Origin of the sequence: Blautia hominis (genome assembly GCA_002270465.1) — a bacterium.
Lineage (GTDB): Bacteria > Bacillota > Clostridia > Lachnospirales > Lachnospiraceae > Blautia > Blautia hominis.
This window is the reverse complement of the sequence record NQOF01000003.1, coordinates 711,042-724,964: the sequence shown is the minus strand read 5'-3', so window position 1 is coordinate 724,964 and position 13,923 is coordinate 711,042. Positions and strand designations below refer to the sequence as shown.

Here is a 13,923-nt window from a genome sequence, read left to right as displayed (position 1 = left end):
TATTCCATCACCGGTTACGATCAGCCTTCAATGCCCATATAAGGCAGAATATTTTCATAGATATCCCGGATGACCGGAGCCGCTATGGTTCCGCCGTAATATACCCCCTGCGGATCGTGGATCAGGCAGATCCCCAGTATCTGAGGTGTCTCAGCCGGTGTAAATCCCAGGAAGGAGGAAATATACCGATTGGCACTCCTGGGCAGGGTTTGGGATGTGGCTGTCTTGCCTCCAATGGTTCTGCCCTCAATGGCCGCATTCTTACCGGAACCTTCCGATACTACCTTTTCCAGAATATAGCGCACCTCCTCAGAAACCTCTTCCGTTACCACACCTTTCTCCACGGGATACTTAAGCGTCTCCACCAGATTTCCGTCCTCATCTGTCACCTTGACTCCAAAATGAGGGGTGATCCGGTTACCGCCATTGATGATGGAACTCACTGTGGTGGCGAGCTGGATCGGGGTGATCTGGAAAGACTGGCCAAAGGAAATGGTGGCAAGCTCCACCTGCCCGATATTGGATTTTTTATGCATGATGGTAGCAGCTTCCCCGGGAAGGTCAATCCCGGTCTTCTTGAGCAGTCCAAATTGCTTGAAATACTTATAGTAATTATCCACGCCCAGCCGAAGCCCCACCTCGATAAATACCGGGTTGCAGGAGTTCATAGCGCCCTGTACAAAGTTTTCAGCCCCGTGCCCTGTCCTCTTATGGCAGTGGATCCTTCTGTCCTCCACGATTTTAAATCCGGGACAGGAAAAGGTATCCTCCATGCTGACCACCCCCTCGGAAAGACCTGCTGCCATGGTGATGATCTTAAAGGTGGAACCCGGCTCATAGGTATCGTTGATGGTCAGATTTCTCCACATCTGGTTACAGGCATCCTGTTTTTCCTTGTCCGTCATGCCCGAGGTGTCCGCATCCGTGTTCAGAGTGAACGGTTCATTAAGATTAAATTCCGGTACATTTACATCTGCGTAGATTTCTCCGTTCTGGGGATTTATGAACAAAATGGAGACCGCATCTGCCTGCTTTTCCTCCATAACTTTCTCTGCTGCCTGCTGTGCATACATCTGGATATTTTTATCCAGGCTGATATGCAGGTCATATCCTGCCACCGGTTCCACGCGGCTTTCCCCCAGCTCATCGATTTCCACTCCCCTGGCATCCGTAGTGGTGAGTATTTTGCCGTCTATGCCTTTCAGAATGTCGTCGTACCATACTTCCAGCCCAATGATGCCCTGGTTGTCTCCTCCTGTAAATCCCAGTACTTTGGAGGCCAGCTCATTGCAGGGGTAATACCGTTTGAAATCCTCATCCACTTTGACACCTGCAAGACCGTATTCCCGAATCCTGTCCCCCACTTCTTTCTCCACATTTGTCTTCACTTTTTCAATGGAAGAAACCTTCTCCACTCTTTTTCTGGCAGTCTCCTCCGTAAGTCCCAGCTCTTTCTGCAGCATGGCGATGATCTTATCCGGTTCCTTTACTTGGCTGTGTATGACGGAAATGGTGCACACCGCTTTATTATCCGCCAGGATCTCCCCCTTTGCGTCAATGATCCTGCCTCTGGCTGCCTTGATGTCACGCTCCCTCTCGTGGAGCTGCTCTGCCTTTTTTGCATAGTAATCAGACTTTATCACCATGAGATAGACCATCCGGCCCATAAGTCCTGCAAGCATCAGCACACAGGCGGCAAATACGATCACTGTCTTCTTCTTGTGGTACGTCCTGTTTTTTTTCATTCCCGGTTCCCCTGCAGCTTATCCTTATAAATATATGCACTGCCCCGCAAAAAAAAGAAGGGAATGCTGCACAGATTTCTCATCTGTACCGCATTCCGCTTTTCCCCACATCAAGCTTTCCTTCAGTCAAGCTTATTCTTCCTCGTCATATTCCTCATCGTCAAAACCGGCGTCCTCATTTGTAATGCCATCACTCTGGGCATCGTTATGATCAAGTTCTTCTTCTTGGTCATCCTCGGGCGGTTCCGGCATGTCCGGATTTTCCGTACCGTCAATGACTACGCCTGAAGGACCGTTGCCGTCCTCCCCGTTCACGCTCTCATCCATCCGTGTGGTTCCCGTAAATTCATCCCAGAGCTGAAGCTTCTGGTCTGTATCCTGGTCCGGATAAATGTTCAGATACGGGAAAATCTCTGAGAGAATCGCCTGGGCTATATACTGTGCGTAGGTACTGCTGGCCTGTTCCTCCACGTTCGGCTCGTCCACAACCACGTAAATCACAACCTGTGGGTTATCGAGAGGTGCAAATCCAACGAAGGATACCAGGTATTTATGATTTCCTCTGGGAACCTTCTCGGCAGTACCTGTCTTGCCGCCCATGGAATAACCCGGGATCTTTGCCGTCTGGCTGGTACCGTTTTCTACACTCATACCCATGTATTTCCGGATATCCGCGGAGACTTCCTGGGAGATCACCTCTTTTAAAACATTTCCGCTGAGGCTCTTTATGGTGTTGTTGTCCTGGTCTCTGATCTCTTTCACCAGGTGGGGCTGGTAATACGTGCCGCCGTTAATACAGGCGCTGATGGCTGCTATCTCCTGTATCATAGTACAGGTAAATCCCTGTCCAAAAGTGGTAGTCGCCAGCTCTGTGTCAAACATAGTGTCTAAGTTGAACAGGATTCCCGTACCCTCTCCGGGTAGGTCGATCCCTGTCCTTGTACCAAAATTGAATTTATCCTGATAAGCCAGCAAGGTCTCTTTTCCCATTTTCCTTCCAATGGCCATCAGGGCATCATTGCAGGAGTTCTGGATGGCTTCTCCAACCGTCTCTGTTCCGTGGGAATCCGGATAGACCGCACAGTTGATATACCGGTCAGCCACCTGCTCTCCGCCGTCGCACACAAAAGTATCTTCCTCCGTAATGCTGCCGGATTCAAGAGCTGAGGCTACAGTGATAGGCTTCACTACAGAACCCGGTTCATAGGCATCTGTAATGCAGTAGTTCCTCCACATCTTATAAAGCGCCTCTTTTGTCTGGTCATCATTCATGGCCTCAATTTCACTGTCAGAATACTGGGCGGTCAAATCCCTGGGCTTGTTCAGATCATAGGGATCATTGCTTCCCATTGCCAGGATTTCTCCATTCTGCGGGTTTGCCACGATCACGCCTATATTCTTTGCCCCCCGGTAATCTGTATTTGGCCCGTCCTTCAGGTTCTCCATAAAGGCTTCGATATATTTATCCACTACACTCTGGATATTCACATCCAGGGTGGTAACCAGGCTGTTTCCGTTGACAGGGTCAATAATATTTTGTTCCAGGGAGGCGTCATCGTTGAAATAACCGATCTTTCTGCCGTCTGTACCATTCAGAGTGCTGTTGTAGTAACCCTCCAGTCCCCAGTCCGCTGTGTTGCCGGAATAGGTAAATCCAATCACATCACATGCCAGTTCATTGAGGGGGTAAGTTCTCTTATAGTCTTCCTCAAACCACACACCCTGTGTATTGTTCCTGCGTGCTCTCTCATCCTCGGAGAGTGCCTTGGCCTCCTCCTCGTCCGACGGGATCTCTGTCATCTTTTCAAAGTTCTTTTTTTCATCCATGGAGATCTGCTTTTTCAGGATCTGATAGGGACTTTCTTTTGTCGCCTCACCGGTGAGCAGCTCCTCCACGGTATCCTCATCAATCCCCAGATATTCAGACAAGGCCTGTTTTGTGGGTTCCTTGTAATTCTCATTGGAATTCACCACCTGACAGTCCAGGATCACATTGTATACCTTAATGCTGGTAGCCAGGATATTGCCGCTCCGGTCCAGAATATCTCCCCGCTTGTAAGGGATGGTAGTGCTGTCATACTGCTGCTGGGACTGCGCCAGCACCTGTTTGGTGTATTTGTCACCGCTCTTGGCATTGATAATGGTAATCCCAATGACCAGAAACACGAAAGCCAGCAGAATCAACACAAACAATCCCGCCAGCTTTTTCTTCATGGTGCCTGTCATTTTTCTTTTTTTTGATTCCTGTTTATTCAATCTATCACCTGCTTTGTCCTATGTACCGTCACTCCTTTGGTACATCCTGATACTGTCTCACATAGCTGCTGCCGCCCGGTGTATAATGTTTGATCTGATCCTCGGTGGGAAATTTCATTCCCAGCTCCTCAATGGCTTTTTTTCTGATGGCATCCAAATCCACACTGGAAATCGTCTCACTGTAGTACGCATCATTTTCTGCCTTTAACTGGCTGTACTTGAGTTCCTCTGAGGTAAGCTGGCTCTTCTGCTCTGTCAGTTCGGATTTCAGTTTCAGAAAATGTACGCAGGCAAACAAGACCGCCACACACATAACTGCCAAAAACATCACATACCCTCTGCTCATCTGCATGTTCCTGGCTCTGTTCTTCTGCGCGGCTGCGCTAACCTGCTTCTTTTTACGCTGGGGTACTTCCTCTACACGGCGGACCGTGTTCCCATCCACATAATACCCAGTGCCTCTATTTACTTTTCTGCTGTCATATCCCTCTCTCCCGGATACTTTTTTCATGAAATCAACCCCGATTCAGATTTCTTTGCCTATTCATTTTCTGTCCGGTAACCGTTCAGACAACTGAACCGTTACATGCATCCAGCCATTAAAAATCGCTTCGCGATGGGCCGGATGCTTACTGCCACCACACAATCATACGGTCGGCACAGTGAATGCGCAGACCTGACTGAACTATTACCGGGTCCGTTCAAAGACGCGCAGCTTCGCGCTCTTGGAACGCTTATTTACAGCAATCTCCTCCTCATCCGGAAGTATTGGTTTCCTGGTTATGACCTTCCCCATGGGCTTTTTCCCGCACACACAGACCGGAAAATCAGGCGGACATGTGCATGGGTTCTCATTCCTCTTAAAATTAGTCTTTACTATGCGGTCTTCTAAAGAATGGAACGTAATAATGCAGATACGTCCGCCGTCATTTAATAGTTTGATCATATCATCCAGGGAATTTCTCAAGACTTCCAGTTCCTGATTCAGCTCAATACGAATTGCCTGAAATGTTTTTTTCGCAGGATGTCCTCCCACTGCTCTCATTTTCATGGGAATGGACTGTTTTATTAGTTCAATCAGTTCCCCGGTAGTCTCTATGGGCTTGTCCATCCTCGCCGTACAGATATTCCTGGCGATCTTCTTAGCAAATTTCTCTTCCCCATAGTCTCGGAGTACACGATACAGTTCGTTTTCAGTATAAGTGTTTACAATGTCTTTTGCAGTACGGCTTCCTCTTCGGTCCATACGCATATCCAGGGGCACGTCCTCCCTGTAGGTAAACCCACGCTCCGCGTTGTCAAGCTGGTAGGACGAAACACCCAGATCAAGCACGATCCCATCCACAGATGAGATGTCTATTTTCTGCAGTTCTTTTTTCATGTTGCAATAGTTGCTGCGGATGATCGTAACTATGTCTCCAAATTCCTGTAACCGCTCACCCGCAGCTTCGATTGCAGCTTCGTCTTGATCTATACCTATCAAGCTCCCCTTGGCAGATAATTGCCGGCACACCTCATAGGCGTGGCCGCCGCCTCCTAACGTTCCGTCAACATAAATCCCATCCGGTTTTACCTTCAGATTCCGGATTGTCTCTTCTAACAATACGGATTTGTGTTTAAATTCCATAGTTTCCTCGACCTTCCTGCAATTATATTAAGATACCCATTGCCTGCATCCCTTCTGCAATGGCATCCATATCTTCACAATTGCTGTTCTCCATCCATTTTTCCTTGCTCCAGATTTCAATCCTGGTGAGGTTTCCTGTGAGCACAACATCCTTCGACAGACCAGCAAACTCCCGCAGCGTTCCCGGTACGAGAATTCTCCCCTGCTTGTCCAGTTCACATTGTGTTGCACTGGAAACAAAAAAACGTACGAAGGCCCTTGCATTTTTATCATTAAGCGGTAAAGCTTTCAGCTTTTCCTCGAAATCCTTCCATTCATTGTTCGGGTAGATAGACAGACAACCATCCAGACCTTTGGTCAGCACAAAATCTTCGCCTAATTCTTCGCGGAACTTAGCCGGAATGATCAGTCTCCCTTTTGCGTCGATCGTATGACTATACTCTCCCATGAACATATGAATGTCACCTTCTTTCGTGAAGATGCGAGTCTCCCCTTCGCACCCTCCATGGGACAACGGGCGCTTCTGCCACTAGCCCCCCATTTGCCACCACTTTTCACCACTTTCTACCACTTACATGCCCATTCTATAACACAACCGGGAAAAAAGCAAGGGGAACATATATTCTTTAGAAATATTAAAAGAATCGAAAAATGGCGTAAAATCAATGATTTTACGCCATTTTGCCGATTCTTTTTAAGAGTTTCCAATATATGGCAGAGGTGGTGGGCCGGCCCACGTAACCGTTCAGTTTGTCTGAACTGCTGCTAGCCCACAAGTTCTGCGTTTTGCTGGTTTATACAAATATGTTCTTCAATCAAACGGTCCAGTACCAGGCTGAGTGCCATAATGGTCTGCATACCACGATTCTCTGCAATCGCTCTGTCCAGTCTCTGCCGTGCGTCTTCTATTCGTATTTCTAACTCTTTATCTCTCATCGCTACACTCCTTGTTCTTTCAACCTCTTCCTCCTGTTGTGTACGATAAGCAAAAGGGAACATACCACGAGAACGGCGGATAATGCCTGTGATACCGGAAATCCTATCCCCGGGATCAAAAGCTGATCCGTGCGAAGTCCTTCTATCCAAAACCTTCCGGCTCCGTAGCCTGCCAGGTAGCATAAAAACAGTTCTCCCTGGAATTTTTTCTTTTTACGGAACCACAAGAGGAACAGCAGGACTCCCAGGTTCCACAGTCCCTCATAGAGGAACGTAGGATGAACCTGGATGTATTCCACACCGCCTATCGTTACCAGATGGTCCCACATGGCAGATGTGATCTCCTTTTCCCTGACTGCGGAGACAGGAAGCTGCATGGCAAGAAGCCCGTCTGTGTAACCGCCGAAGGCCTCCCGGTTGAAAAAGTTGCCCCACCGTCCAATGATCTGGCCTGCAACAAGTCCCATGCTCACTGTGTCCGCTACCAGCGGAAAATTCATCTTTTTTATTCTGCCGAAAATGTAAACCGTGATCGCGCCGACAATTATCCCCCCATAGATTGCCAGCCCGCCATTTCTGGTATTGAATATCTGTATCAGGTCGTCCTTATAGTTTTCCCAAGTGAAGATAACAAAAAAGGCTCTTGCCCCGATTACAGAAGTTACCATGGTAATCATTAGCATATCCAGGTAAGTATCCGGGTTTTGTTCCGTGCGCTTTGCCTCTTTCATGGCAATGGAGATTCCCACAATCATAGCCAGAGCGATAACCATACCATAGTAGGCGATATCAAAGCCAAAAATTGTGATAGTTTTTCCCACATGGGGCAGAGAAATCCCCAGATGCGGAAAGCGAATGGACATATCCATACAAGTAAGCCTCCTTTAAACGTTAAAGCGGAATAAAATCACATCGCCGTCCAGCACAACGTAGTCTTTTCCTTCCATGCGGACCAGACCTTTTTCCCTGGCTTTCGCATAGGACCCACAGTCAAGCAGATCTTTGTAGTTCACTACCTCGGCTTTGATAAAGCCGCGTTCAAAATCCGTGTGTATCTTTCCGGCCGCCTGCGGCGCTTTGGTACCTACTTTTATGGTCCATGCCCTGGTCTCATCCTCGCCGGATGTGAGGAAGCTCAGAAGTCCCAGCAGTCTGTAGCTGGCTACGATTAGTTTCTCCAGTCCTGACTTCTCTATTCCCAGATCCTCCAGGAATTCCTTCTTTTCTTCATCATCCAGTTCTGCAATCTCCTGCTCTATCTGAGCACACAGAGCGAACACTTCACTTCCTGTTTCTTCAGCATATTCCCTTACTTTTTGTACATGAGGATTGGAGGCCGCATCATCTGCCAGGTCATCCTCGGATACATTAGCCGCATAGATGACCGGTTTTCCGGTGAGGAGGTTATATTCCTTCATAAACCCTTCCTCATCCTCGTTATCAGGTTCAAATGTGGAGGCAGGTTTTCCGTCCTCCAGGTGAGCTTTCAGTTTCTTTAAAAGCTCCAGCTCTTTTGCTGCCTCTTTGTCCATACGGGCAGACTTTGTGGTTTTGGCAATCCTTCTTTCCAGTATCTCCAGATCTGAGAATATCAGTTCCAGATTAATGGTCTCAATGTCCCGCAGCGGATCAATACATCCGTCCACATGGACTACATTCTCATCTTCAAAGCATCTCACAACGTGAACAATGGCATCCACCTCCCGGATATTGGCAAGGAACTGGTTGCCAAGGCCTTCTCCTTTAGAAGCCCCTTTCACAAGTCCTGCGATATCCACAAATTCAATCACCGCCGGCGTCACTTTTTTGGAATGATAAAAATCCCCTAAGAGTTTCAGTCGCTCGTCCGGCACAGCCACAATGCCCACATTTGGATCTATGGTACAGAACGGATAATTTGCTGACTCCGCCCCAGCTTTTGTCAGAGAGTTAAAAAGGGTGCTCTTCCCTACATTCGGTAAACCGACAATACCTAACTTCATTTTTATGTCCTCTTTTCTTCTGTATTCCTTCACATGGAATTATTCTAACACACCTAAAAAGGCGAATCAAGCCTTTGACCCGCCTTGTTATTCGACAACTGTTAAAAAAATATCGACTTTTTTCGTTCTTTTTACTTGTCTTTTGACATGACCATCAACAGAAATCCCTGTCGAAATTCCACTAATGCTGTATCTTCCGCCAGCTCATTGCTCACTCCGATTCCGTCGAAATTTGTCATATCATAATCTTTCAGGGGGTATTTAAACCCCGAAAGTGTGATTCCGCGCACTTCATCTCCCATGGAAAAAAAAGAGATATATTTGCCGAAAGCGCACTCTTTTTTGATAGTCCGGCTGCGGGAAAGAACGGTCATGGCATTCTGCTCATCCAGAATCCATGCCTCCTTCCCGGCCATCGCGGGGACCACCAGAGACTGCAGATTTCCCATATAGTGGTCCAGGCGGCCTCCTGTGGCCCCCAGCAGGAAAATCCTGTCGCTGCCAAGCTTCAGGGCAAGTTCCAGACCCATGCGGGTGTCTGTGGCATCTTTTTCCGGCTTGTATTCCCGGATGGGGATTTCCGTTTGCTCTCTGTACCACGCGATCACCTCAGGGCTTATACTGTCAAAATCCCCCAGGATATACTTGGGCACGATCCGGTTCCTGTAACAGAATTCCAGTCCTCTGTCAATTCCAATGATGCAGTCCGGGCTTATATCCTCTATGCAGTCACGTACGAATGGGTCATCCATATGACCGCCGCACAAAAGTATTGTGTCCATATCTGCTGTCCCTCTCCCTTCCTGTGTAACCGTTCTGACTACGGAAGGCTTCCTGGCATCCGGCCATTAAAAACCGCTCCGCCATGGGCCGGATGCTTACTGCCGCCACTGATCCATACGGGCAGCGCAGGAAATACACCGGCCTGTCAAAACGGTTAACTCCGTGCATTTATCACTGATGTTTCCTGAATTCTTCTATTTTGATCATCAGTACATTGGCATTGGCAGCGATATCCCCGCCAAAGACAGCGGAACCGGCCACCAGGATATTGGCACCAGCCTCCAGAACCTGGTCAATGGTCTTTGTGGAAATGCCTCCGTCCACCTCAATATCGGCGGAAAGACCTCTCTCATCCAGCATTTTTCTCAGTCTTCTGATCTTGTCCCCGGAATAAGGGATGTATTTCTGACCGCCGAATCCCGGATTTACCGTCATCAGAAGGACCATATCCACCAGCTCCAGCACCTGCTCGATCATCACAAGCGGCGTGGCTGGATTCAGGGCAACACCGGCCTTCATACCGGCCTCACGGATACAGTGCAGGGTTCTGTCCAGATGAGGGCAGGCTTCTGCATGTACAGTCAGCATATCCGCTCCCGCCTTTTTGAAATCCTCAATATAACGCTCCGGGTCCTGCACCATCAGGTGTACATCAAAAAACATGCTGCTTTTCTTTCTGATAGATGTGATGACCGGCATCCCCAGGGAAATGCTGGGTACAAAATTTCCGTCCATAACATCAATATGAAGCCAATTGACCCCGGCCTGTTCCACCTGGCTGATCTGTTCCCCCAGACATGCAAAATCTGCTGCCAGAATGGAGGGTGATAGTTCATATCTCATCCTCAATACCTCCTCTTATCTGCAAGCTCCTGATAAAGCTCCAGATAGCTTTCATATCGTTCTTTTGGGATTTCTCCCGCCTCAAGTGCCGTTTTCACGCTGCATCCCGGTTCATGGGTATGGGTACAGCCCTGGAAACGGCAGGTTCCCTCGTACTTTAAAAACTCCCTGAAATAGTGGCGCAGATCTTCCTTGTCCATTTCTTCCACATAAAAAGAAGTAAATCCCGGCGTATCCAGAAGATACGTGTCAGGCTCCACTTCAATCATCTGGGAATGTCTGGTGGTGTGGCGTCCTCTTCCCAGCTTCCTGCTGATCTCTCCGGTCTCCATCACCACTTCCTGCTGCAGAAGGTTTGTCAGAGAAGATTTTCCCACTCCGGAAGGCCCGGCTACGGTTGTGGTCTTTCCTCTCAGGATACTACGCAGTTCCTCCATACCGTCTCCCTGGGATGCACTTGTGAGAAGGACTTCATAGCCGCAGGAAGTATAAACCTCCTGCATTCTTTGTGCTTCCTTGGCATCTGCCAGATCCTGCTTGTTAAAACAGATGACCACCGGGATCTCCTGACGCTCCATAATAACCAAAAAGCGGTCCAGCAAAGAGAAATTGGGTTTCGGCTCCCTGGCTGCAAATATGACCAGCGCCTGATCCACATTAGCCACTGCAGGCCGGATCAACTCATTCTTTCTGGGAAGGATATCTACCACATTTCCCAGTTTTTCCTCTTCACTCAGGACCTCGATCTCCACATTGTCACCCACAAGGGGTTTTATTTTTTCCTTTCGGAATATTCCTTTTGCCTTACATTCATAAATTCCGGATCCTACTACTTTTATGTAGTAGAATCCGGAAATTCCTTTGATAATCTTTCCCTGCATTAATCTACCTTCTGGAATATTACATCCTCGTACATGACACTATTCTCATAGTTTTCACCAAAATAAAGGCCTACTGTACCAGTTGTGATTCCCGGATGTCCCGTCAAGTCACTAATAGACAATGGAAACTGAGGATCATCTATTTCCATAGACCCGCCGGAATAGACATTTTCTTGGTCATCAACCTGAACCAGCTCAATCTTAACTTTACCACCCTCGTAGCCTAGCGGCTTATCCAAAGCCTGACCTACTGCCTTCCAAGTACCCTCTCCACTATTAGTAGTATCTGTAGGCGTATCTTCACTTCTCACATAAATGGTAACCGTAGTTCCGGCATCCACTCTGGTTCCGGCTGCCACGCTCTGGTCATATACATCGCCTACATCCACAGACTGGTCTGAACCGGTCTGAACCACAGGCACAAGACCTGCGTCAGAAAGTGCTGCTTTTGCATCTGCTTCTGCCCATCCGCGCACATCCGGTACTCTTGCAGCCGTATCCCCTTCACCGATACTGATGGTCAGTGTCACTGTGGTGCCTGACTTAACGGAGGTTCCTGCTGCCGGATCTGTGGAAATCACATTTCCAATGCTCACGGAGCTGCTGTTTGCCTTATTGATCTGCGTCTGCAGACCCAGCTCTTTTAAAGTTGCCTCTGCGGATGTCTGGGTTTCGTTCTCCAGGTCAGGGATTTCCACTTCCTGGGTTCCTGTACTGATATAACATACGATTTCCGTATGGGGGTCCACTTTTGTTCCCGCCTCTGTCTCCTGACGGACGATTTTTCCGGCCTCCACAGTGTCAGACGGTTCCTCGCCGCCTTTTTTGTAGCCCAGCTTCAGGTTGTTAAGCGCGGTACGGGCTTCGTCCGGTGTACTGTTCGTCAGGTCCGGGACTTCTACTTTTTCACTGCTCTCTTTATCATCAGGGTCTGTCGTATTTTCAACTTTTTTATCATTATCTTTATCTTTGCCGCCAAATTTCAGGCCGCCGGATGCAAACACAATAAAATATACCAGGATACAGATGATGATGGCACCCACGATCAGGCCGCCGATGGTCATGGCTTTTTCCAGCTTTGTACTGATTCCTTTGCCGTTGTCATCATCACCCTCGTCGTCATCCTCGTCATCGTCATCATCATAGCCGTAATCATCGTCATCTTCATCCTCATCGTTACCACTGTAACGGCCGGAGCTGGAACCGGACGGTGCATACGCCGCGTTCTTGATCTCCTTCATCTCATCCGGTGAGATGACTACCGTCTGCGCATGATTGCTCAGAGGGGCCAGGTTGACAAAGCTTCCGTTTGGATCTATCAGGGAATGCTTTAAATCGTTGATCAGCTCTGCCAGAGTGCTGTAACGTCTGTCCGGACTTTTCTGTGTACATTTTAAAATGATCTCCTCCAGGCTGTGGGGAAGCTCCGGCACAAACTCGGAGGGAGGAAGCATCTCATCCTGCAGATGCTTAATGGCAATGGCCACTGTGGTATCCCCGTCAAAGGGAACCTTTCCTGTCACCATCTCATACATGGTGATACCCAGGGAATAGATGTCACTCTTGTAATCACTGTAGCCGCCGCGCACCTGCTCCGGTGAGCTGTAGTGTACAGAGCCCATAGCATTGGTACTGATGGTGTTGGAGGACGCAGCTCTGGCAATACCGAAATCCGTCACCTTCACCTTGCCGTCTGTAGAAATAATGATGTTCTGGGGTTTAATATCCCTATGCACAATATTTCTGTTGTGTGCAGCTTCCAGTCCCATGGCCACCTGAATGGCAATGCTGGTTGCCTCTTTTACTGTCAGCTTTCCTTTTTTGGAGATGTATTCTTTTAAGGTAATACCTTCCACCAGTTCCATAACAATGTAGTTAATCCCCTGGTCCTCTCCAACGTCAAATACATTTACAATATTGGGATGGGCAAGTCCTGCTGCGGCCTGCGCCTCCCTCTGAAACTTTTTGATGAAGTTCGTGTCAGCGCTGAATTCCGGCTTCAGAACTTTCATGGCTACAAAACGGTTTAATTTATGATCCTTTGCCTTATAGACATCGGCCATACCGCCGGAGCCTACCCTGCCGGCAATCTCGTACCGCTCTCCTACGATAACTCCCACATTTAACATACTTCCACCTCTTTTGTCTCTGGTTCTACCAGAACTACTGCTATATTATCTCTGCCTCCGTTGTCATTTGCCATGGAAACAAGCCTGCAGCCCGTCTCCTCCAGCGTTTCGCTGGTCAGTATCACCTGCCTGATATCCTCATCCGGTACCATGTTTGACAGCCCGTCTGAGCATAACAGCAAAATATCACCCGGAGTCAGACGGATGTCAAAGAAATCCACATCCACATCTCTTCCTGCTCCAAGTGCCCTGGTAATAATATTTTTATCCGGGTGATTTCTTGCGTCATCCCTGGATATCTCTCCCATGCGGACCATCTCTTCCACAAGAGAATGGTCTTTGGTAATCTGCGATATCTTATCTTCATCAATCAGATACAGCCTGCTGTCTCCCACGTTGGCCACATATGCATAATGTCCTACAATGGTCACCAGCACCATGGTGGTACCCATACCGCTCATAGCCTCATTGTCCGATGCTTCCCTAAGAAGCTGGGTGTTGGCATTCTCGATCGCAGCCCGTATGATCTTCACCGGATTGCTGTTCTCATCTTCCCGGATGGTAGAGAGCAGAATCTCTACCGCATAACTGGAAGCGAAATCTCCTGCCTTGTGTCCGCCCATGCCGTCCGCAACTACGAAGAGGTTTGGCAGATTGCCCACTGGGGTCTCAGACGTGAATACAAAATCCTGATTCACTGTCCGCTTCTGTCCCACATCCGTGATAGAATATGACTTCATC

The 13,923-nt window shown here is 48.4% G+C and carries 13 protein-coding genes; all 13 read right to left on the bottom strand.

Translation table 11 applies throughout. The annotated features are described in order from the left end of the window. Positions 1 to 20 precede the first annotated feature (20 nt). The 13 genes from CI595_RS13700 to CI595_RS13640 all read right to left on the bottom strand — a co-directional run bounded on the left by CI595_RS13700 (position 21) and on the right by CI595_RS13640 (position 13,922). Positions 21 to 1,745 (bottom strand): peptidoglycan D,D-transpeptidase FtsI family protein, encoded by a 1,725-nt coding sequence (locus CI595_RS13700; protein WP_095174000.1) that lies wholly within the window; start codon positions 1,743 to 1,745, stop codon positions 21 to 23. Positions 1,746 to 1,877: 132 nt separating this feature from the next. Next, positions 1,878 to 4,001: a peptidoglycan D,D-transpeptidase FtsI family protein gene (locus CI595_RS13695; RefSeq protein ID WP_095173999.1), complete on the bottom strand. Its 2,124-nt coding sequence runs from the start codon at positions 3,999 to 4,001 to the stop codon at positions 1,878 to 1,880. A gap of 28 nt (positions 4,002 to 4,029) precedes the next feature. Continuing rightward, on the bottom strand, positions 4,030 to 4,512 hold the full coding sequence (locus tag CI595_RS13690; protein ID WP_095173998.1) for a hypothetical protein: 483 nt from the start codon (positions 4,510 to 4,512) through the stop codon (positions 4,030 to 4,032). Positions 4,513 to 4,689: 177 nt separating this feature from the next. Beyond that, positions 4,690 to 5,628, bottom strand: a complete 939-nt coding sequence (gene rsmH, locus CI595_RS13685; RefSeq protein WP_095173997.1) for a 16S rRNA (cytosine(1402)-N(4))-methyltransferase RsmH — start codon at positions 5,626 to 5,628, stop codon at positions 4,690 to 4,692. 22 nt (positions 5,629 to 5,650) lie between these two features. Further along, positions 5,651 to 6,082, bottom strand: coding sequence for a division/cell wall cluster transcriptional repressor MraZ (gene mraZ / locus CI595_RS13680; protein WP_065540982.1), 432 nt, complete (start codon positions 6,080 to 6,082; stop codon positions 5,651 to 5,653). 311 nt (positions 6,083 to 6,393) lie between these two features. Further along, on the bottom strand, positions 6,394 to 6,564 hold the full coding sequence (locus tag CI595_RS26100; protein ID WP_147737723.1) for a Spo0E family sporulation regulatory protein-aspartic acid phosphatase: 171 nt from the start codon (positions 6,562 to 6,564) through the stop codon (positions 6,394 to 6,396). Positions 6,565 to 6,566: 2 nt separating this feature from the next. After that, a complete protein-coding gene (lgt, locus tag CI595_RS13675; protein ID WP_095173996.1) occupies positions 6,567 to 7,433 on the bottom strand; it encodes a prolipoprotein diacylglyceryl transferase in 867 nt (288 codons plus the stop codon). A 15-nt stretch (positions 7,434 to 7,448) separates the two neighbouring features. After that, positions 7,449 to 8,546 (bottom strand): redox-regulated ATPase YchF, encoded by a 1,098-nt coding sequence (ychF, locus tag CI595_RS13670; RefSeq protein ID WP_095173995.1) that lies wholly within the window; start codon positions 8,544 to 8,546, stop codon positions 7,449 to 7,451. Between the two features lie 131 nt (positions 8,547 to 8,677). Continuing rightward, positions 8,678 to 9,328 carry a thiamine diphosphokinase gene (locus CI595_RS13665; RefSeq protein ID WP_095173994.1) on the bottom strand — a complete coding sequence of 217 codons (651 nt, stop codon included), beginning with the start codon at positions 9,326 to 9,328 and terminating at the stop codon, positions 8,678 to 8,680. A 172-nt stretch (positions 9,329 to 9,500) separates the two neighbouring features. Continuing rightward, positions 9,501 to 10,172 (bottom strand): ribulose-phosphate 3-epimerase, encoded by a 672-nt coding sequence (gene rpe / locus CI595_RS13655; protein ID WP_095173992.1) that lies wholly within the window; start codon positions 10,170 to 10,172, stop codon positions 9,501 to 9,503. A 2-nt stretch (positions 10,173 to 10,174) separates the two neighbouring features. Further along, entirely contained in the window at positions 10,175 to 11,053 is an 879-nt protein-coding gene (rsgA, locus tag CI595_RS13650) for a ribosome small subunit-dependent GTPase A (RefSeq protein WP_095173989.1), read from the bottom strand. Continuing rightward, positions 11,053 to 13,182: a Stk1 family PASTA domain-containing Ser/Thr kinase gene (pknB, locus tag CI595_RS13645; RefSeq protein WP_095173987.1), complete on the bottom strand. Its 2,130-nt coding sequence runs from the start codon at positions 13,180 to 13,182 to the stop codon at positions 11,053 to 11,055. The genes rsgA and pknB overlap by 1 nt, the downstream gene beginning before the upstream one ends. Next, a complete protein-coding gene (locus tag CI595_RS13640) occupies positions 13,176 to 13,922 on the bottom strand; it encodes a Stp1/IreP family PP2C-type Ser/Thr phosphatase (protein ID WP_095173984.1) in 747 nt (248 codons plus the stop codon). The genes pknB and CI595_RS13640 overlap by 7 nt, the downstream gene beginning before the upstream one ends. Position 13,923: the final 1 nt, after the last annotated feature.

Excerpts from the sequence above, each read along its gene's own strand:
- CI595_RS13700 (WP_095174000.1), bottom strand. The coding sequence starts at position 1,745 with ATGAAAAAAAACAGGACGTACCACAAGAAGAAGACAGTGATCGTATTT.
- CI595_RS13690 (WP_095173998.1), bottom strand. The coding sequence starts at position 4,512 with ATGAAAAAAGTATCCGGGAGAGAGGGATATGACAGCAGAAAAGTAAAT.
- rsmH (WP_095173997.1), bottom strand. The coding sequence starts at position 5,628 with ATGGAATTTAAACACAAATCCGTATTGTTAGAAGAGACAATCCGGAAT.
- mraZ (WP_065540982.1), bottom strand. The coding sequence starts at position 6,082 with ATGTTCATGGGAGAGTATAGTCATACGATCGACGCAAAAGGGAGACTG.
- CI595_RS26100 (WP_147737723.1), bottom strand. The coding sequence starts at position 6,564 with ATGAGAGATAAAGAGTTAGAAATACGAATAGAAGACGCACGGCAGAGA.
- lgt (WP_095173996.1), bottom strand. The coding sequence starts at position 7,433 with ATGGATATGTCCATTCGCTTTCCGCATCTGGGGATTTCTCTGCCCCAT.
- ychF (WP_095173995.1), bottom strand. The coding sequence starts at position 8,546 with ATGAAGTTAGGTATTGTCGGTTTACCGAATGTAGGGAAGAGCACCCTT.
- CI595_RS13665 (WP_095173994.1), bottom strand. The coding sequence starts at position 9,328 with ATGGACACAATACTTTTGTGCGGCGGTCATATGGATGACCCATTCGTA.
- rpe (WP_095173992.1), bottom strand. The coding sequence starts at position 10,172 with ATGAGATATGAACTATCACCCTCCATTCTGGCAGCAGATTTTGCATGT.
- rsgA (WP_095173989.1), bottom strand. The coding sequence starts at position 11,053 with ATGCAGGGAAAGATTATCAAAGGAATTTCCGGATTCTACTACATAAAA.
- pknB (WP_095173987.1), bottom strand. The coding sequence starts at position 13,182 with ATGTTAAATGTGGGAGTTATCGTAGGAGAGCGGTACGAGATTGCCGGC.
- CI595_RS13640 (WP_095173984.1), bottom strand. The coding sequence starts at position 13,922 with ATGAAGTCATATTCTATCACGGATGTGGGACAGAAGCGGACAGTGAAT.